We start from the raw sequence: 16,665 nt of genomic DNA, 5'->3' as shown, positions 1-16,665 counted from the left end.
GGAGTTGAGGATGAGCGGAACCCATGAGGGCCCGGAAGCCAGAACGCTTCCACGAAGAGGCCGGATATGCGAATGCAACCGTTCTTCACTGACCTGGGGGAGTGACCAACAGGGAGGGGACCATATACGATGCTTCAGCTTCGGAGCAGCCTGCAGGGCTGCCGGGCTTCGGACTGAGATTGGATGCGTTGGTCACCCATGCCAAACCGGCAAACTCAAAGCCGTCACCGGGCGCCTTCGGCGCCTTAGAAGCTAAAGCATCTGCTACATACTCCAGTTGCTTCAAATTCTCGCGTTACCTGCCAGTCTCCGAGGGCGCAGTAATGAGGTCCATTGGTTTCAGGCTCCCGGCGTCTGATGTGGTCGCCATTGACGTGCCGCCGAAGCTTGGCTGGCCGTCCCGCCCCTGGAATTTCACATTTAACGTACGCCTGTACTTTTTCTTGTTTTCATTTCTGTCATATCGTTGTCATCTAATTTATTGATATGGATCAGTAATGGCCGAATATGGTCAAAAAATAATCCGCAGGCTATTGCCAAGGTCTGATGCCTTCGGTAAATTCAGCGAACACATGTACGCTGAAATGCAGAGGTGCTCCCGTGAATGCGGCTGTAAAACCTGAATCCATCCCTGGCCAGACCTTTGGCGAACAGGACGAACGTGCGCTGCGCGACCAGATGCGCCGCGATCTGCCGGCTGATACCTTCCAGACCCAGAGCTGGCGGGTGATCTGGTTCCTGCCTTTGCAGCTGGCGATCTGGGGCTGCATGCTGACGATCCTGATGGCCGGACTGCCCTGGTATGCCAACCTGGGGCTGGCGCTGGTACTGGGCCATACCATCGGTTGCCAGGCGTTGCTGGCGCATGAGGTGTTGCACGGTGCCCTCGGCATGAGTCGCCGCTGGCAGAATTTCTTTGGCTGGCTGGGTTTCGGGCCGCTGGTCGCCCCGCCGGAGTTCTGGCGCAAGTGGCATAATTCGATCCATCACGCCCATACCAACATGGGTGATACGGATCCGGACAGCTTTGGCACCATACGGCGCTACAAGGCGGATCCCAAGCAGCGCAAGTTTCCGAAGCTGGCGCCGGGATCCGGCACCTGGTACAGCCTGCTGTTCCTGACCTATTCCTTCACCATGCATGCGCAGATCGTACTGTGGCTGCAGGCAAAGCGTCGTAAACAGTTCAAGGGCTTCAACCGGCGTCGGGCGATCATCCAGTCGTTCGCGTGCGTTGCGGCCTGGCTGGCATTGGCGGTGGTTTCAGGGCCGCTGGCGATCTTCACCGTGGTGATTCCGTTCATGGTGGCCAACGCACTGGGGCAGGGCTATATCCTGACCAATCACTTCCTGCGGCCGCAGACCGAGACCAACAACCCGCTGGATAACTCCATGAGCCTGCGCACCAACCCGATCCTGGACCGGCTGCACTACCGCTTCAGTCACCACGTGGAGCACCACTTCTTCCCGAAGATGTCCTCCAACAAGGCGCCGCGTCTGCGCGAATGGCTGGAGACGCATTATCCGGAGCGCTACGTGGCGCCGACCCACTGGCAGGCGATCAAGTTGCTGTACAAGACGCCGCGGGTCTATCTGACGCCGACGACGCTGGTCGATCCCAGCAACCCCAAGCGGGTATTCGATCTGCTGCCGCTGCAGAAAGAGATGAGTGCGGCCACCTACAAGGCCTCAGCTGCCGGTTAAGCCGCGAATCAGGGCGCCGATGCCAGCGATCGCCGCGATCCCCAGGATCAGGGGGCGCATGGCGGAAAAGGGCAGGCGCCGAACCAGTGTGGCAGACAGCAGGAAGCCGATCACGACGCCGGGCAGGGTGAACAGGAACAGCTTCATTTCCGGCAGGCCCAGCCGCCCGGCGAAGAACAGTGCAACGATGCTGGCACAGCTGGTAAACAGGAAGAACGCCGACATATTGGCCCGCACCAGCGGGCCTTTCTCGTTCTGGTAGATCATGGCGATTGGCGGGCCACCCACGGCCACGACGGTGCCCATGTAACCGCTCGCGGCCCCGGCGATGACACTGTTGCGGGGATTCAGGGCCGGGCGGAGTCCGGCCACGCTGAGCAGTACACCGAACAGAATCAACGCGCCAAACATCAGATCGAAGGCCGCACCGGTGATCACAGCCAGCGTCAGTCCCGCCAGGGTCGTGCCGACAACGCTGCCGCCAATGGCATAGCGGACTTCCCGGAAACGGATGCTGGCGCGATTGCGCAGCAGCAGGAGAATGGCCAGCACCACGGCGTTGACCACCAGCGGACCGGGCACGAACAGCGGGCTCAGCAGGAAGAGCAGGGGCGCTGACAGTGTGCCGATACCGTAGCCGGCGACGCCCTGGAGGCAGGCGCCAGCCAGCAGGAACAGGTTGGCGAGGAGCAGGTCGGCCAGGGTAATGCCGTCGGGGATCATTCCGCCGGCACCAGCACCAACTTGCCGGGCACCACCTTAACGTCCACCGGAGCCATGCCGATCATGCGCTCGGCGAAGCTGTTCTCATCCAGTCGATAGACCGGCACCGTCTCCAGCCATTGGGCGACCAGGCGCATGACGTTGTCTGTCACCGGTTTCAGGTCACCCTTGAAAAACTGGGAGTCGATGCTGCTGTCCAGCAGCTTCAGCCGGCGGATATAGACGGCCCGTTCCTCCCGGTCATAGACCGGCGCGCCTTCCACCTTGAGCTTCAGGTCGACCGGCAGCTTGGTCATGAAGGCATTGACGGCCACCTGGCCGGCGATATCCAGCACCGCCACTTCGCGGCCGTCCGGGCCCAGCGTGATATCCGCCTGGTCCAGTGATACGCTCAGTGGCGACCCCGCCTTGAGCTGTTGCCGGTCAAAATCGGCGACGGCATTCTGAAGGTAGCCTTCGAGCGTATTTTCACTCACCGAATAGGGCGACAGGGAAGCACAACCGGACAGGGTCAGGGCTGCAGCGAAGGCCAGGATAGGGCCGACTGCACGCTGGAAAAATGGCATGAACGGGACTCCGTTTCAGTTCGGTAGGGATGTCTGGCCGTGGCCAGCGACTTTCATCCTGCCGGATGCCGGGAGTCGACACAAGCCGGAGCAATGGGCACAACCATGACGACGACAGTGGCGCGCTACGACGCCGTGGTATTTGATCTTGATGGCACACTGGTGGATTCCGGGCTCGATTTCCGGGCGATCCGCCGGGAACTGGGATTTCCCGAAGGGATTGGCCTGCTGGAACATATGGCGACCCTGTCGGAGGCGGAAGCCGCCCGGGCGCACGCCATCATTCATCGCTTTGAAATGGCCGGTGCCGAAAGCGCCAGTTGGATGCCAGGTGCGGAAGCCCTGGTGCGGCACCTGCACCGGCAGTCCATCCCGGTTGCCGTGCTGACTCGTAACAGCCGTGAAGCGGTGGCGGCGACCCATGCGGCGATCTCACTGGGCATCGATCTGATCCTGACCCGGGACGATGCGCCGCCCAAGCCGGATCCGGCCGGCCTGCTGCAGATTGCCGACATCTTCGGTGTGGCGCCGGAGCGCATGACCTACATCGGTGACTTTATCGATGATCTGACCACCGCACGGCGGGCCGGCATGGCGGGTGGCCTGTATCGCAACGCGCGGAATGCGGGTTATGCCGACCGAGCCGACTACGTCATCGAGCACTTCGACGATCTGCGTCGAGCCTGGAGCGATTGAGGTCAGTCGTTTTCGGCTTCGGCGTCGATGCTCAATTCGCCGTCTTCACCAAAACGCACGTGGATCAGGATGGGCTGGCAGCAGACCTGGCAGTCCTCCACGTAGTCCTGCTCCGGGACGGATGGATCGACGCTGACTTCCAGGGTTTCCCAGCAATAGGGGCACTGGATGTGGGCGGGTTCAAGTATCACGAGGGTTGAGGCCGACCCGTTGGCCGGGCCGGCGTTCTCCAGAGAGTGTCAGAATTGCTGTTTGGCCATCCACGGAATCATCCGGTCGAAGGCCTCCTCGATCGTTTCCAGCGGCGCCGAGAAGCTGATACGGACGGCGTTGGCCGTGTTCTCCCCGAACGCATCACCAGGCACCACACAGACCCCGGTTTCCTTGAGCATCCGCAAGGCCAGATCCGACCCGTCCACATGTTTCGGCAGATCCGGGAAGATGAAGAAGGCACCGCCCGGATGATAGCCGGTCATGTGCGGCGTCTGTGCCACCAGCTCCACGACGCGGTCGCGCCGCTCCCGATAGATCGACACCATGTCGCGGATGCATTGCTGGTCGCCGGTCAGCGCGGCCACGCCGGCGAACTGGGACGGCGTGTTGGCCACCGAGGTGGTGAACATGTGATAGCGCCGCAGGGACTTGATGGTCGCCTGACTGGAAATGATCCAGCCCACCCGCAGACCGGCCATGCTGTAGGTCTTCGAGAAGCTGCTGATGCACATGATGTTGTCCAGGTCGACACTGCAACGCAGCACGCTGGCGTATTCCTGGTCGTCCAGGATCAGGTGGTCGTAGACCTCGTCACTGAAAATCTGGATGCCCCGGTAGGCGCATTCTTCCACGATGGTTTCGATGGTGCTGCGTGGATACACCGCGCCGGTCGGATTGTTCGGCGAGTTCAGGACCACCGCAAAGGTGCGGGACCCCATGGCCGCGATCACCTCGTCGGGATCCAGTTGGTGGTTGTTCTCGATGCGCGTCGGGATGAACTTCACCTCACCGCCGTTCATGCGGATCAGCGGCGCGTAAAGCAGGAACGACGGATCGGTCACGATGAACTGGCGACCCGGTGCGGACGTTGCGGACAGGGCCAAATACATAGCCTCGGTCGCGCCGGAGGTAACCAGGATGTTATCGCGGGTCAGCTTACGGTCGTAGCGCTTGCCATAGTAGTCGCGTAGAGCCACCAGAAGCTCAGGCAGGCCGGCGTCCATGGTGTAGCCGGTCTGGCCAGCGTTGAGGGCATCGATGTAGGCATCCACCACGTGCTTCGGCGTCGGCAGGTCCGGCTGGCCGATCGACAGGTGGATAACGTCCTTCATGCTCGCCGCCATGTTCACCATGCGGCGGATGCCCGGCACGGGAATGGCCTGCATCGACGGATGCCAACGGGCCTTGGTCTTGCGGTACTTCATCTTGCGTGGTGCGGTGTCGCTGGCTTTATTGAGCTTTGCTCCATCGGCCATAAGCATCTCCTGGCAGAGGTAGGAAAAGATGGACAATAAAGCCCGGATCCGTGGATCAGGCCTGCTTTTGCCGAAACGGCGTCACGCCGGTGTCCCGGCCTGTGTGCTACGCCTTAACGAAGACTTACCCTCGCAGATTAGTTTTTATCCGAAAGGGGAGCAAGGGCCTGAGCATGCGTATTTTCGTGGAATGCCTGGGTCAGGTTGACCGGGGCAAAGAGCCCCGACACACTCAGGGTGTTCAGAGTGTTTCCAAAGGAATGCCAAACCGACGACGAGGCCGCCCATGACATCCCAAGCCGACAAGCCGATTGTGACCGTTCTGACCGCTCCCGGAGAACAGGAACCGCCCGGTATGGACGCGGTTCGCAAGCGGGCTGAAGTGCGCTTTGCCTCGGATGAGGCGACGCTGCGGGACTCCCTGCCGGGTTCCCGGGTGATGATGGTGACGGACTTCCGGACGGAGGCCTTCGAGGCCGCCTGGCCGGAGGCCGACAAGCTGGAATGGATCCACGCCACCAGCGCCGGTGTGGATGCGTTGATGTTCCCGGCCCTGATCGACAGCGACGTGACCGTGACCAATGCCCAGGGCATTTTTGACCGGACCATCGCGGAATACGTGCTGTGCTCGATCCTGATGTACTGCAAGGACTTCCCCCACTCGATCCGACTGCAGCAGGCTCACCAGTGGAAGCACCGGGATACCGAGCGGGCCCAGGGGCAGCGGGTTCTGGTTGTCGGCGCGGGTTCCATCGGCCGTCAGATTGCCCGCCTGTGCAGTGCGATTGGTCTCAAGGTGCACGGCACGGCCCGCACTGCGCGTGACAGCGACCCGGATTTTGAAGCGGTCCACGGCAACGATGACCTGATGGAGCAGCTGGGGCTGGCGGATTTTGTGGTGGTGGCCGCGCCACTGACCCCGCAAACCGAAGGGTTGTTTGATCGCAAGGCCTTCCAGGCCATGAAGCGGACCGCACGGTTTATCAATATCGGTCGGGGGCCGATCGTCAAAACCGATGATCTGGTCGCCGCTCTGGATGCCGGTGACATCGCCGGGGCCGGTCTGGACGTGTTTGAAGAGGAGCCCCTGCCTCCGGAGCATCCCCTGTGGGATCGCGAGAACGTGTTGATCACCGCGCACATGGCGGGGGACTTTATCGGTTGGAAGGGGGCGTTGACCGAGCAGTTCCTGGACAATTTCGATCGTTGGAGCGCCGGGGAAAGCCTGTTCAACATCGTCGACAAGAAACTGGGTTACGCCGCCAAGTAGGCGGCGTAACCACCGGACCACTCAACCCGTCAACTCAGGCGCGCGATGACCGCGTCGCCGATCTCCCGGGTCTTGCGCCGCTGGCCGCTGTGTTCGGCCAGGTCGGCAGCGACCGCATTGTGAAGGGCTTCGGCCGCTTCTTCCAGCGGGCCGGATTCCTCGGCCAGCCAGGTGAGCATGCGCGCGGCGGTGAACAACATCGCCGTCGGATCCGCCAGACCCTGGCCGGCAATGTCCGGCGCGCTGCCGTGGGTCGGCTCGAACATGGACGGCATGGAGCGGTCGTCCGGGTTGAGGTTGCAGGACGGGGCCACGCCCATACCGCCGGACAGAACCGCCGCGAGGTCCGTCAGGATGTCCCCTTGCAGGTTACTCGCCACCACCACATCAAAAGCCCAGGGACACTGCACGAACTTCATGCAGGCGGCATCCACCAGTTCGTGATGGGTCGCCACATCCGGGTATTCGGCGGCAATCTCCGCAAACGCTTCCGTGTACATATCCCCCCAGTAACGCAGGGCGTTGCGCTTCGTGATGATGCAGACCTGGCTCTCGCAGGTGCGTCCGTCGAGTGTCTTGAACTGCCGCGTCTGGCCGGATTCCTGGCGCGCCCGGGCGCGTGATCGGGCCTGCTCGAAGCCGTGGCGGATAATCCGGTTCGTCGCGCGGCGGGTGAACACCTCCATCTGGGTGGCCACTTCGTCCTCGCTGCCGGGCCGCAGGCGGCCGCCCTGGGCCACGTATTCCCCTTCGCTGTTCTCGCGGATCACCAGCATGTCCACATCCCGCGCCCGCTCGTCGGCCAGGTATTGGCGGGCCCCGGGCAGCAGCCGGGCCGGCCGCTCGCAGACCCACTGGTCGAAGCCTTTGCGCATCTGCAGTAGCGGCGCGAGGGAGATGCTGTCCGGCAGCAGATAGCGGTTCGGGTCGGTCATCGGGCCGGGGTCGCCCAGCGCGCCCAGCAGGATCGCATCAAAGTCCCGCAGCTGTTCCAGTGCATTGGCCGGCATGATCTCGCCATGGGCCTGGTGCCAACGATGCGACGGCCAGTCAAAAGTCTCCCACTCCAGGTCGAGGTGGTAGCGTTCACGCAGGACATCGAGACAGCGAACGGCCTGTTCAACGACCTCCGGCCCGATGCCGTCGCCAGGTGTAACCGCGATCCGCTTGGTGGCTGTCATACGGGACTCCCTTCAGGTTGCGGGATGGTGGGTCACGGACCCGCGGTCCGTGCTGGATGCCCTCAGTGTAGCGTTACAGACCGGTCCTGCCATCCCTCACAATGAACCTCAGGCATGCTAGAGTCATGACAAGGTTGAGTAAAAGACAGCAGAAAGCGGAGTAACGAGTGAATCAGCCAGCCGTCCTCTTTGATGAATCCCATTGTGAGCAATGCGCCTGTGGCGAGGGGCTCGATTTTGAGATCAGTTTCGCGTTTCAGCCGATCATCGATATGCGCGATCACTCCGTCTATGCCTACGAGGCACTGGTGCGCGGTGCATCCGGCGAAGGGGCCGGCGAGGTGCTGGCGCGGGTCAATGAGCGCAACCGCTATGCCTTTGACCAGATCTGCCGGGTGAAGGCGGTCAAGCTGGCATCGCGATTGGGGATGTCCGCGCGGCTCAGCATTAATTTCATGCCCAACGCGGTCTATCAGGCGGAATACTGCATACGCACGACTCTGGCGGCGGCGCAGACCTATCGATTTGATACACGCAACATCATATTCGAGGTGGTCGAAAATGAAGCGATGACGTCTGCAGACCATCTGGCCGACATCATCCGCAGCTACCAGGGCATGGGCTTCCAGACCGCGCTGGATGATTTCGGCGCCGGTTTTCCGCGTTACGATTTGCTGATGGCCAGCCCTCCGGATTTACTCAAGCTGGACATGGGGCTGATCCGCAACATCGACAACGAACCCAACAAGCAGGCCATCGTGGCGGGCATCGAGACCATGATGCAGCGGCTGGGCGGGCGCACCATCGCCGAAGGCGTGGAAACCGAAGCGGAGTACCGCTGGCTGAGGTCGCTCGGCATCGAACTGTTCCAGGGCTACCTGTTTGCCCGGCCCGGCTTCGAAAGTTTGCCGGAACCGCACTTTCCGGACTAATCTGGTGCGCCTCATCACAGTAAGGTTCTGTTCTGCATGATTTATCGCGCTGTTGTCGTGATCGTTGGCATTGTTCTGGTCGCTGCACTCTATGGTCTGATCTGGCTGTTCTCCCGCTATTTCCTGCGCCGTCACGGCGTGGAAGCGGAGCTGGCCGATCGCAGCACCGTACTGGCGACCTGGACGTTCGCCGGCGTGGCCGTGGGGCTGGTGATCATGGTGTTCGGGGCCTTCGTCCTCGGCCCCTGGGCGTTTTATAGAACAGCGCGGGCCCATGATGTCGCCGTGTCCGACGGAGCCGCCGTCGGTTGGGGCTTTTTGGTCGTGGCGGTCAGCCTGGCGTTGGCGGCCAGCGGTTTCTTTGTGCTGCTATGGCTGGTCGGGGCGGTTTGAGGCCACCTGGTGCAGCTGCTCGCGGAACCACAGCAGCGCCGGTTCCTTCTCGTAAGCCGCATGCCAGTATAGATGCACGTTAAGCGCCGGCATGTCGGTCGGCAGCGGCAGCACGCGAACGTTGGCCTGTTGCTCGATCATGCGGGCGTACGTTTCCGGCATGGTGACCAGCAGATCGGTGTTTTCCGCTACCCGGCAGGCGGCGTAGTAATGCTGGCAGCGCAGGGCGATACGCCGATGCACGCCCTGGCGGGAAAGTTCAAAATCCTCGATCCCCGGCCCTTCGGTCCGCGAAGACACCAGGACGTGGCGCGCGGCCAGGTACTGATCCAACGACAGTCCGTCTTCAATGCCGGGATAGTGTTTGCCGGCGATGACCACCAGTCGGTCTTTGCGCAGCAGCTCATGTGACGTCTGATTGCTCACCGGCAGCAGCACATCCACGGCAAAATCCAGCTTGCCCGAAGCCAGCTGAGTTTCCATCTCCCGACGCGCGATGCGCTGGCTGACCACCTCGATTTCCGGGTAGCTCGTCAGGTTCTGCATCAGTTGCGGCAGGAAAGTGGATTCCAGGATATCCCGCAGCCCCAGGGAAAATGTCTTGTGCTGTCGCGCGGGATCGAAAGCATGAAACTGGTTCACGGCGCTCTGGATCTGGGTCAGTCCCGGGCGCATGGTTTCGGCAAAGCGCCGTGCCAGTGGCGTGGGCACCATCTGATTGCCCTGGCGGGTGAACAGTGGGTCGTTGAAATGATCCCGCAGGCGCGACAGGGAGTGGCTGACCGCCGGCTGGGTCAGGTGCAGGGCGCGGGCGGCGCGGGTCAGGCTGCCCTCCCGGAAAATCGTGTCGAACACGTGGAGCAGGTTCAGGTCGAGACGGTTCATCGGTCGGCTCCCGAAATCGGTAAGGATATAAGTCTACTTTATAATAAATGATAAGAATAATTCAGTGGTCTAATGCGCTGACCCAAAAGTAGACTGCGGCTACGCTTGAGAAGAACGACTGGGCACGCGACGGGTCCGGTGGTTCCGGGAAGCCCGCTGGGCGGGCTTCCCCTGATTATCACGTGTCGCTCCGGGAGTGATTGCTATGGACTTTACCCCTTCAGAAAAAGGCCAGGATTACCTGAAACGCGTCAAGGCGTTCATCCGCGATGAGATCCAACCCATTGAGGCGGACTACTACGCCGAGATGGCTCGGCTTGACAACCGCTGGGTGGAGCTGCCGGTTATCGCCGAGCTGAAAGCCAAGGCTCGCGAACAGGGCCTGTGGAATCTGTTCTTCCCGGACGAGGAGCACGGTTGTGGCCTGCTCAACTCCGACTACGCCCTGATCGCCGAAGAAACCGGCAAAAGTTTTATCGCCCCGGAGATCTTCAACTGCAACGCGCCGGATACCGGCAATATGGAAGTGTTGATCCACTACGGGTCGGATGAGCAGAAAGCCGAGTGGCTGCCGCGCCTGCTCAGCGGCGAGATCCGCTCGGCTTTCTGTATGACCGAGCCGGCCGTGGCGTCGTCCGATGCCACCAACATGTCGGCGACGGCGGTTGTGGAAGGCGACGAAGTGGTCCTCAACGGCCGCAAATGGTGGAGCACCGGCATTGGCCATCCCAAGTGCGAAATGATCATCTTCATGGGGCTGACCGATCCGGAAGCGCCCAAGCATCGCCAGCATTCCATGGTCCTGGTGCCCAGGAACACCCCGGGCGTGAAGGTCGAGCGCATGCTGCCGGTCTTTGGCTCCTACGACGAGCCCTACGGCCACGGTGAGGTCAGCTTCGACAACGTCCGTCTGCCCAAGAGCGCCATTCTCGTCGGGCCGGGTCGCGGTTTTGAGATTGCGCAGGGCCGATTGGGTCCGGGCCGTGTGCATCACTGCATGCGCGCCATCGGCGCCGCGGAGCGCACGCTCGAGCTGCTGATCAAACGCGCCATGAGCCGCGAAGCTTTCGGTAAGCCGCTGGCGAAGCTCGGCGGCAATCCGGACATCATTGCCAACGCCCGCATGTCGATCGAGCAGGCGCGATTGCTGACCCTCAAGTGCGCGTGGCTGCTGGATACCAAGGGCATCATGGGCGCGCTGAGTGAAGTGGCGATGATCAAGGCGGTGATCCCGCAGATGCTGCAGACCATCGTCGATAACGCGATCCAGATCCACGGTGGGGCCGGTGTCAGCGATGACGACTTCCCACTGACGCAGCTGTTTGCCTATGCGCGGGTACTGCGCCTGGCAGACGGACCGGATGAAGTGCACCGTGGTACGGTAGCCAAGCTCGAACTCAAAAAATACGCTTGAAGCGCGATTCGCAAGCACAAGAAGCCCCGGCCATGAGGATGGACCGGGGCCTTTTCGCGCCTCGATAGAACAACAGGACACCAGCATGACAAAACGCGTTTTTATCACCGGCGGAGCCAGCGGTCTCGGGCGTGCCATTGCCTTGCGATATGCCCGCGAGCGTGCCCGTGTGTGTATCGGCGACATCAATCCCGAGCAGGGCGCCTTGGTTGAAGAGGAAATCCGCCAGGCCGGCGGCGAAGGCCGGTTCGTCACCTGCGACGTGCGCCGGATTGCCGATCTGGAGCAGGTCCGGGACCAGCTGGAAAAGCAGTGGGGCGGCGTCGATGTCGTCGTCAATAACGCCGGGGTGGCCTCCAGTGGCAGCATCGAGGGGACGACGCTGACCGACTGGGAGTGGATCCTGGACATCAACGTGATGGGTGTGGTCCGTGGCTGCAAGGCGTTCACGCCGCTGTTCAAGAAGCAGCAGCAGGGCGCCTTTATCAACATCGCCTCCATGGCAGGCCTGATGTTGGCGCCGCTGATGAGCAGCTACAACGTCTCCAAGGCCGGCGTAATCGCGCTGTCCGAAACGTTGAGCATGGAGCTGCGTGACGATGGCATTCGCGTAAGCTGCGTGTGCCCGGCCTTTTTCCCCACCAACCTGACCGACTCCATGCGTTCGGAAAAGCCCGGCATGGACACCAATGTCAAGAAGCTGATGAAGCGCTCCGGCGTCACCGCGGACGACGTGGCTGAAGACATCTACCGGGCCGAATCCAACGGTGACTTCTGGGTGCTCCCGCACGTGAAGGAGCGCCGCATGTGGCTCCTCAAGCGCCACGCACCCTGGGCTTTCGACTGGCTGATGCATCAGGAAAGCAAGCGCTGGATGAACAAGTTTGGCGGCAACGCCTAAACGAACGACTCCGTTCGGGAGGACAACCGATTTATGACACAGATTGATCAGGCGGTTGATATCCGCGAAGGCGAAGAACTCGACACGCAGGCGGTCGACCGGTTCATGAAGCAGGCGCTGCCGGAACTGACCGGCGAGCCGTCCATCCGCCAGTATCCGGGCGGTGCGTCGAACCTGACCTACCAGGTGGACTACGGCGATCGCTCCTTTGTCCTGCGTCGCCCGCCGTTCGGCCACATCGCCAAGTCGGCCCACGACATGCTGCGGGAAGCGCGGGTCATGAAGGCCCTCAAGCCGGTCTACCCGTACGTGCCGGAGATCATCGCCATCTGCGACGATCACGACGTACTGGGCTGCGACTTCTATGTGATGGAGCGGTTCAAGGGCATCATCCTGCGCCAGGATTTCCCCAAGGACTTCGACCTGTCCGCCGAGGATACCCGGCGCTTGTGCCACAGTGTGATCGACAAGCTCGTGGACCTGCATACCGTGGATCCGGTCGCCACCGGGCTGGACAAGCTGGGCAAGGGCCCGGGCTACGTGCAGCGCCAGATCGGCGGCTGGAGCAACCGCTTCCGCAAGGCGCGCACCGAGGATGTAGGCGACTTCGAAGCGGTGATGAGCTGGCTCGACGACAAGATGCCGGACGACATCGCCCAGTGCATCATCCACAACGATTTCCGCTTCGATAACGTGGTGCTCAACCCGGACAACCCGTTCGAAGTGACTGGCGTGCTGGACTGGGAAATGGCCACTATCGGCGATCCCTTGATGGATCTGGGCAACAGCCTGGCCTACTGGATCCAGGCGGACGACGAGCAACCCTTCCAGATCCTGCGGCGCCAGCCGACGCACCGGCCGGGGATGCTGACCCGTGACGAGGTGGTCGAGTACTACATGGACCGCTCGGGCTACCGGGTCGACCGCTTCGATTTCTACGAGATATACGGCCTGTTCCGCCTCGCGGTGATCATCCAGCAGATCTACTACCGTTTCTACCACGGTCAGACCCAGGACAAGCGTTTCGCGATGTTCGGCCATGCGGCGAACTATCTGGAGAAGCGCTGCCAGCGGCTGATCGAGGCGAGTGATCTGTAATGGCGACGCTCTACCTGATCCGTCACGGCCAGGCCAGTTTCGGCAAAGCCAACTATGATCAGCTGTCCAAGACCGGCTGGGAGCAGGGCCGGGTGCTGGGACGCTGGCTGGCGGACAAAGTGACGCCCACCGCCGTGTTCAGCGGCGACCTGCAACGCCACCAGGAAACCGTCGCCGCAATCACTGAAGGCTATGGCCAGCCGCTGCCAGCCCTGCAGATGAATGCCGGTTTCAACGAGTTTGACCACGAGGCGGTGGTGCATGCCCTCAAGCCGGAGTGGGCCGACCGCGAAGCGATGGCGCGCGACCTGGCGCAACACCCCAAGCCGGCCAAGGCCTTCCAGATGGCTTTTGTCGAGGCCTGTCAGCGCTGGGTGAGCGGCGAGTTTCCAGGCGATTACTCGGAGACCTGGGAAAACTTCCAGACCCGGGTATGCGCCGCTCTGGATGAAGCCATTGCCAATGCCGGCGGTGGCGACGTGCTGGTGGCCAGCTCCGGTGGTCCGATATCGGTCGTGGTGCAGTCGCTGCTAGACCTGGACGATCGCCGGGCGCTGGGCCTGAACGAAGTCATCGCCAACACCAGCGTCACCCGCATCCTGTTTTCCGGCCAGCGCCGCAACCTGGCCGTTTTCAATAACTACGCCCATCTCGAAGACGCCGCACCGGAACTGGTGACGTTCCGCTGAGTGCGGCGCGCTTCCTGTCTGTATTTAACGGGAGATCCTATGAGTCAGAACAACCTGTTTGACCTGTCCGGCAAGACCGCGCTGGTGACCGGCGCCAGTCGTGGTATCGGTGAGAGCATCGCCCGCCTGCTGGCGGATAACGGTGCCCACGTGATCGTCAGCAGCCGCAAGCTGGAAGGCTGCGAAGCCGTCGCCAGCAGCATCCGTGACAACGGCGGCAAGGCTGAGGCGTACGCCTGTCACATTGGCGAGATGGAGCAGATTGAAGGCCTCTGGGCCCACATCCGCGAGACCCACGGCAAGCTGGATATCCTGGTCAACAACGCCGCCACCAACCCCCATTTCGGCCCGATCGAAACCACCGAACTCGCGGCGTTCCAGAAAACCGTCGACGTGAACATCCGCGGCTATTTCTTCATGTGTGCCGAAGCGGCCAAACTGATGAAAGAGAAGGGCGGCGGCGCCATCGTCAACGTGGCCTCCGTGAACGGCGTGGCGCCCGGGCATTTCCAGGGCATCTACTCCATTACCAAGGCCGCCGTCATCTCCATGACCAAGGCGTATGCGAAAGAGTTGGGCCAGCAGAACATCCGCGTCAACGCGCTGCTGCCGGGCCTGACCGACACCAAGTTCGCCAGTGCCCTGACTACCAACGACGCCATCAAGAAGCAGGCGCTGATGCACATCCCCATGAACCGCATGGCGAATCCGGACGAGATGGCCGGGACTGTGCTGTACCTGGTGTCCGATGCATCCACCTACACCACGGGCACGGCCATCAATGTGGATGGCGGATATCTGACGGTTTAAGACGGACCGGGTGACCCGGATTCGAAGGAGGCGTTAACTCGTGATTTGATCGGGAAGCGAATGGGCACCCTTGCCGAAGGAGGCACAAGGACGTGCCGGTCGGAATTGCGGCCACGGATGGCCGTCAATTCCAGCGAAGGCGAGGGTGTTCATTTGCTTCCTGGCACGAGTTAAGTCCCGAAGAATAAACAAACCGGAGATTCGCCTCAGCGAACCTCCGTCGATGCCTTCGTCGGGGCTTTGGAGAAAGCGGTCTCCACCGGCGGCTGCAGATAGAGCGAGTAAAGCACCTTGTCCAGCAGCGCCTGGCCGTTCCAGGCCGGCGCATGATTCACCAGACCCACCACCGCCCAGGTCGTGTCGTTCGTATCCCGGGTGAAGCCGGCGATCGACCGGACGTTTTCCAGATACCCCGTTTTGATCCGCCCCAGACCAGCCATGCCGGTGTTGCGCAGGCGACGATGCATGGTGCCATCCATCGCGATCAGCGGCATGGAGGACATCAGGTCGGCGGCATAGGGGCTCTTCCAGGCGGCCTGCAGGATCTGCGCACCCTGGCGGGCACTGATACGGCTGGCCCGGGACAGGCCGGAACCGTTGTCGATCACCAGGCCTTCGGTGTCCACGCCTTTACTCGCCAGCCAGGATTTTACCTTGCGAATCCCCGCCTCACGGTCATCCGCATCGGTGGGTAACCGGTTTTCAGCGCCGATGGCCAGCAGCAACTGGCGGGCCATCACATTGTTGCTCCACTTATTGATATCGCGCACCGTCGTGACCAGGTCCGGCGAGTCGGACGTCATCAGCAACCGGGTGTCGTCCGGCGTTTCGCCGGTGCGCCAGCGGCCGGTCATCAGACCGCCCATCCGGGCCCACACGGTCTGGATGGTGGCCGCGGTGTAGTCCGGGGCCGGCATCAGGGAATAGTATTTGGTGGTCCGGCAGCCCTCCGGCAACTTGCCGGTCACCCGCACGGTGATCGTGCCGTCGTCGTGGAACGTTGGCGTCCAGTCGAAATGGTGATGCGACGGACAGCGACCGGCGGGCAGGGCGGTGACGTCGTTGTCGATGATGATGGCGTTCAGCGCCGGAGTGGCCCAGGCCGTCGTGCCCCGTTCGTCGGCCCGCACCTGGAAATGCGTCAGGTTGAAATTGGTCAGGTAGGGCGAGGGCTGTACCAGGAACGGCGCATAGTCGTTATCGCCGTTGTCATCGAATTCGGGCAGACCGTTGGGCAGGTTGAACACCGTACCGTCCAGCACCAGGTCCCCGTCGATGGTGTCGATGCCCATGCCACGGAGCTCGGAAAAGGCGGTCCACAGCCGCTCCATGCCCAGATGCGGGTCGCCGGACAGCGTCACATAGAGATTACCCTGCAGGGTGTGGCCCACCAGTTGGCCGTCGGTGGAAAAGCGGGTTTCCCAGCGGTAGGTCGGGCCGAGGATTTCCAGGGCACCGTAGGTGGTCACCAGCTTCATGATCGAGCCGGGACTCATCGGCTCGTCGGCATTGATGTACTGGGGCAGACCGGGACCGTTCAGCGGCACGGCGGCCACACTCATGGCCTGCTTGCTGTCCATGGCGCGCACCGTGGCATCCACGATGTTTTCCGACCAGGGCGAAAGTCTGGGACCGTCGGCCACGGCGGTACCGGCCGACAGACCGGCAAGCAGTGTCAGTGCGAGAGACAGGGGGCGACCCCGACCACTTTTCCGAAGGAAAGCGGTTGTGGATGGCATGATGTTCACCCTCTAGAAAATGTCGAGTATCAGCGCAAATAGAGCGATTATCGAGACACTGCGGGGAGGACAGTTTGTTCAGCACTGTTTTTCCCAGACTCGCCCATAAAATAGCCCAGAACGCAGGGCTTCGCCTATGACTGATTTTTATACATAACGTTAAATCTGGCCAGTAAATGCATCTTTTAGCTCGAA

The 16,665-nt window shown here is 61.8% G+C and carries 17 protein-coding genes; 10 read left to right on the top strand and 7 right to left on the bottom strand.

Features of this window, described 5'->3' with window-relative positions:
- Window positions 1–600 precede the first annotated feature (600 nt).
- Window positions 601–1,704 carry a fatty acid desaturase family protein gene (locus tag J3364_RS17425; RefSeq protein ID WP_349559506.1) on the top strand — a complete coding sequence of 368 codons (1,104 nt, stop codon included), beginning with the start codon at window positions 601–603 and terminating at the stop codon, window positions 1,702–1,704.
- On the opposite strand, the gene J3364_RS17420 is transcribed toward J3364_RS17425, so the two are convergent.
- Both J3364_RS17420 and J3364_RS17415 read right to left on the bottom strand, forming a co-directional pair.
- Window positions 1,690–2,427: a sulfite exporter TauE/SafE family protein gene (locus J3364_RS17420; RefSeq protein WP_349559505.1), complete on the bottom strand. Its 738-nt coding sequence runs from the start codon at window positions 2,425–2,427 to the stop codon at window positions 1,690–1,692. The two genes, J3364_RS17425 and J3364_RS17420, sit on opposite strands and share 15 nt — an antisense overlap.
- Window positions 2,424–2,993: a YceB family lipoprotein gene (locus J3364_RS17415; RefSeq protein WP_123635318.1), complete on the bottom strand. Its 570-nt coding sequence runs from the start codon at window positions 2,991–2,993 to the stop codon at window positions 2,424–2,426. Before J3364_RS17415 ends, J3364_RS17420 begins: the two co-directional genes overlap by 4 nt.
- A gap of 105 nt (window positions 2,994–3,098) precedes the next feature.
- Here J3364_RS17415 and J3364_RS17410 point away from each other — a divergent pair, with 105 nt between their 5' ends.
- The gene (locus tag J3364_RS17410; RefSeq protein WP_349559504.1) at window positions 3,099–3,689 is read left to right on the top strand and encodes an HAD family hydrolase; all 591 of its coding nucleotides are present in this window, start codon (window positions 3,099–3,101) and stop codon (window positions 3,687–3,689) included.
- A 2-nt stretch (window positions 3,690–3,691) separates the two neighbouring features.
- Here J3364_RS17410 and J3364_RS17405 read toward each other — a convergent pair whose 3' ends face one another.
- On the bottom strand, window positions 3,692–3,877 hold the full coding sequence (locus J3364_RS17405; protein ID WP_123635326.1) for a CPXCG motif-containing cysteine-rich protein: 186 nt from the start codon (window positions 3,875–3,877) through the stop codon (window positions 3,692–3,694).
- A 51-nt stretch (window positions 3,878–3,928) separates the two neighbouring features.
- Window positions 3,929–5,158 (bottom strand): pyridoxal phosphate-dependent aminotransferase, encoded by a 1,230-nt coding sequence (locus J3364_RS17400; protein WP_203142548.1) that lies wholly within the window; start codon window positions 5,156–5,158, stop codon window positions 3,929–3,931.
- A 286-nt stretch (window positions 5,159–5,444) separates the two neighbouring features.
- Here J3364_RS17400 and J3364_RS17395 point away from each other — a divergent pair, with 286 nt between their 5' ends.
- Window positions 5,445–6,428: a D-2-hydroxyacid dehydrogenase gene (locus J3364_RS17395; RefSeq protein WP_349559503.1), complete on the top strand. Its 984-nt coding sequence runs from the start codon at window positions 5,445–5,447 to the stop codon at window positions 6,426–6,428.
- Window positions 6,429–6,457: 29 nt separating this feature from the next.
- Here the strand turns inward: J3364_RS17395 and J3364_RS17390 are convergent, their stop codons facing one another.
- Window positions 6,458–7,609: an isocitrate/isopropylmalate dehydrogenase family protein gene (locus J3364_RS17390; protein ID WP_123635314.1), complete on the bottom strand. Its 1,152-nt coding sequence runs from the start codon at window positions 7,607–7,609 to the stop codon at window positions 6,458–6,460.
- A 167-nt stretch (window positions 7,610–7,776) separates the two neighbouring features.
- Here J3364_RS17390 and J3364_RS17385 point away from each other — a divergent pair, with 167 nt between their 5' ends.
- Entirely contained in the window at window positions 7,777–8,541 is a 765-nt protein-coding gene (locus tag J3364_RS17385) for an EAL domain-containing protein (protein ID WP_203142550.1), read from the top strand.
- A gap of 36 nt (window positions 8,542–8,577) precedes the next feature.
- Window positions 8,578–8,934, top strand: coding sequence for a hypothetical protein (locus J3364_RS17380; RefSeq protein ID WP_123635312.1), 357 nt, complete (start codon window positions 8,578–8,580; stop codon window positions 8,932–8,934).
- On the opposite strand, the gene J3364_RS17375 is transcribed toward J3364_RS17380, so the two are convergent.
- On the bottom strand, window positions 8,911–9,819 hold the full coding sequence (locus J3364_RS17375; protein WP_349559502.1) for a LysR family transcriptional regulator: 909 nt from the start codon (window positions 9,817–9,819) through the stop codon (window positions 8,911–8,913). The genes J3364_RS17380 and J3364_RS17375 overlap by 24 nt on opposite strands.
- Window positions 9,820–10,024: 205 nt before the next feature.
- Here J3364_RS17375 and J3364_RS17370 point away from each other — a divergent pair, with 205 nt between their 5' ends.
- The 5 genes from J3364_RS17370 to J3364_RS17350 all read left to right on the top strand — a co-directional run bounded on the left by J3364_RS17370 (window position 10,025) and on the right by J3364_RS17350 (window position 14,731).
- Window positions 10,025–11,233: an acyl-CoA dehydrogenase family protein gene (locus J3364_RS17370; protein ID WP_349559501.1), complete on the top strand. Its 1,209-nt coding sequence runs from the start codon at window positions 10,025–10,027 to the stop codon at window positions 11,231–11,233.
- Between the two features lie 85 nt (window positions 11,234–11,318).
- Window positions 11,319–12,134: an SDR family oxidoreductase gene (locus J3364_RS17365; RefSeq protein WP_349559500.1), complete on the top strand. Its 816-nt coding sequence runs from the start codon at window positions 11,319–11,321 to the stop codon at window positions 12,132–12,134.
- Window positions 12,135–12,167: 33 nt separating this feature from the next.
- Window positions 12,168–13,232 (top strand): phosphotransferase family protein, encoded by a 1,065-nt coding sequence (locus tag J3364_RS17360; RefSeq protein ID WP_349559499.1) that lies wholly within the window; start codon window positions 12,168–12,170, stop codon window positions 13,230–13,232.
- Window positions 13,232–13,921: a histidine phosphatase family protein gene (locus J3364_RS17355; protein WP_349559498.1), complete on the top strand. Its 690-nt coding sequence runs from the start codon at window positions 13,232–13,234 to the stop codon at window positions 13,919–13,921. The genes J3364_RS17360 and J3364_RS17355 overlap by 1 nt, the downstream gene beginning before the upstream one ends.
- Before the next feature lie 39 nt (window positions 13,922–13,960).
- Window positions 13,961–14,731 (top strand): SDR family oxidoreductase, encoded by a 771-nt coding sequence (locus J3364_RS17350; RefSeq protein ID WP_349559497.1) that lies wholly within the window; start codon window positions 13,961–13,963, stop codon window positions 14,729–14,731.
- A 206-nt stretch (window positions 14,732–14,937) separates the two neighbouring features.
- Here J3364_RS17350 and dacB read toward each other — a convergent pair whose 3' ends face one another.
- A complete protein-coding gene (gene dacB / locus J3364_RS17345) occupies window positions 14,938–16,470 on the bottom strand; it encodes a D-alanyl-D-alanine carboxypeptidase/D-alanyl-D-alanine endopeptidase (protein ID WP_123635305.1) in 1,533 nt (510 codons plus the stop codon).
- Window positions 16,471–16,665 lie beyond the last annotated feature (195 nt).

It is taken from the genome of Marinobacter sp. NFXS9 (assembly GCF_040148665.1).
GTDB classification, from domain to species: Bacteria; Pseudomonadota; Gammaproteobacteria; order Pseudomonadales; family Oleiphilaceae; genus Marinobacter_A; species Marinobacter_A mangrovi.
The sequence above is the reverse complement of the archived record's forward strand: the minus strand, read 5'-3'. Positions and strand labels throughout refer to the sequence as shown.

Excerpts from the sequence above, each read along its gene's own strand:
- J3364_RS17390 (WP_123635314.1), bottom strand. The coding sequence starts at position 7,609 with ATGACAGCCACCAAGCGGATCGCGGTTACACCTGGCGACGGCATCGGG.
- J3364_RS17410 (WP_349559504.1), top strand. The coding sequence starts at position 3,099 with ATGACGACGACAGTGGCGCGCTACGACGCCGTGGTATTTGATCTTGAT.
- J3364_RS17365 (WP_349559500.1), top strand. The coding sequence starts at position 11,319 with ATGACAAAACGCGTTTTTATCACCGGCGGAGCCAGCGGTCTCGGGCGT.
- J3364_RS17380 (WP_123635312.1), top strand. The coding sequence starts at position 8,578 with ATGATTTATCGCGCTGTTGTCGTGATCGTTGGCATTGTTCTGGTCGCT.
- J3364_RS17375 (WP_349559502.1), bottom strand. The coding sequence starts at position 9,819 with ATGAACCGTCTCGACCTGAACCTGCTCCACGTGTTCGACACGATTTTC.
- J3364_RS17350 (WP_349559497.1), top strand. The coding sequence starts at position 13,961 with ATGAGTCAGAACAACCTGTTTGACCTGTCCGGCAAGACCGCGCTGGTG.
- J3364_RS17420 (WP_349559505.1), bottom strand. The coding sequence starts at position 2,427 with ATGATCCCCGACGGCATTACCCTGGCCGACCTGCTCCTCGCCAACCTG.
- J3364_RS17360 (WP_349559499.1), top strand. The coding sequence starts at position 12,168 with ATGACACAGATTGATCAGGCGGTTGATATCCGCGAAGGCGAAGAACTC.
- J3364_RS17400 (WP_203142548.1), bottom strand. The coding sequence starts at position 5,158 with ATGGCCGATGGAGCAAAGCTCAATAAAGCCAGCGACACCGCACCACGC.
- J3364_RS17355 (WP_349559498.1), top strand. The coding sequence starts at position 13,232 with ATGGCGACGCTCTACCTGATCCGTCACGGCCAGGCCAGTTTCGGCAAA.
- J3364_RS17415 (WP_123635318.1), bottom strand. The coding sequence starts at position 2,993 with ATGCCATTTTTCCAGCGTGCAGTCGGCCCTATCCTGGCCTTCGCTGCA.
- dacB (WP_123635305.1), bottom strand. The coding sequence starts at position 16,470 with ATGCCATCCACAACCGCTTTCCTTCGGAAAAGTGGTCGGGGTCGCCCC.
- J3364_RS17370 (WP_349559501.1), top strand. The coding sequence starts at position 10,025 with ATGGACTTTACCCCTTCAGAAAAAGGCCAGGATTACCTGAAACGCGTC.
- J3364_RS17395 (WP_349559503.1), top strand. The coding sequence starts at position 5,445 with ATGACATCCCAAGCCGACAAGCCGATTGTGACCGTTCTGACCGCTCCC.